The following is an 870-nucleotide window of genomic DNA, read 5'->3' on the forward strand; positions in this document are numbered from 1 at the left end:
CCACAAAAAATCCCCCAACATCACCAACACCACCGCGGGGTGGAGCAGCCCGGTAGCTCGTCAGGCTCATAACCTGAAGGCCGCAGGTTCAAATCCTGCCCCCGCAACCATAGAATCCTGTTCAATAAACGACTGAAGAACGCCAGCGTCCGCATGACGCATGGCGTTCTTTTTGTTTGTGGCAAAGTCCAGCATCGCCGCCAGGTCACCCTCAAGAAAAATCCCGAGCTCGTCCTTCTCAGGAATGAGTTTGATCCGTGTGATCAGAGACCGGATCGCTTCTACCGTCTGTGTTCTGCTGACCTCGTTCTGGAGGCTGTTGTGGAGAGACGCGATCTTCTGGCGATACAGCTCGGCCATGTTGGGGTGCAGCAGGGGAGGTGGAGCAGGCGCATCGGCCAGTTGTGTTTCGATTTCTGCCTTGCGGGCTTCGAGTTCCTCCATGCGTGTCTTGAGAGCAGGGCTGGCAAAACCGTCGAGGATCGCCTGCACGGCCTTGTCGAGTTCGCGCTCGATTTTGGGCAGTTCAGATTTCAGAGCGACCAGATCGGCCCCTTTTTCCATCCGCAGACGATTAGGTCACGTTGACAAAAGAGCCAATCCAGAGTTTTGCGGCGGCGATATTGAGGAAACTGTTGAAGGATAAGGCGGTCTTGTCGTAGCGGGTTGCAATACGGCGCATCTGGTTGAGCCTGTTGAACATCCGCTCGATGCGATTGCGGCCCCGATAGCGTTGCCAGTCTGTTTTCTGGGAAACGATGCGGCCTTTGCGTGATGGAATGACTGGCAGGATCCCGTGGACCAGCAGTTCGTGGCGGAAACTGTCACTGTCATAGCCCCGGTCGGCCAGCATGGCTTTGGGGTTCGGGA

At 56.3% G+C, this 870-nt stretch carries 2 protein-coding genes and 1 tRNA gene; 2 read left to right on the forward strand and 1 reads right to left on the reverse strand.

Annotation, left to right across the window (positions count from 1 at the left end; translation table 11 throughout):
• Nucleotides 1–33: 33 nt before the first annotated feature.
• Together HKD24_RS15140 and HKD24_RS15145 are read left to right on the forward strand one after the other, a co-directional pair.
• A tRNA-Met gene (locus HKD24_RS15140) sits at nucleotides 34–110 on the forward strand.
• A gap of 43 nt (nucleotides 111–153) precedes the next feature.
• On the forward strand, nucleotides 154–588 hold the full coding sequence (locus HKD24_RS15145) for a hypothetical protein (RefSeq protein ID WP_194260969.1): 435 nt from the start codon (nucleotides 154–156) through the stop codon (nucleotides 586–588).
• On the opposite strand, the gene HKD24_RS15150 is transcribed toward HKD24_RS15145, so the two are convergent.
• On the reverse strand, nucleotides 575–870 hold a 296-nt coding region (locus HKD24_RS15150), incomplete at its 5' end, for a transposase (protein ID WP_194260970.1). The two genes, HKD24_RS15145 and HKD24_RS15150, sit on opposite strands and share 14 nt — an antisense overlap.

Source organism: Gluconobacter vitians (assembly GCF_015244565.1).
GTDB lineage: Bacteria > Pseudomonadota > Alphaproteobacteria > Acetobacterales > Acetobacteraceae > Gluconobacter > Gluconobacter vitians.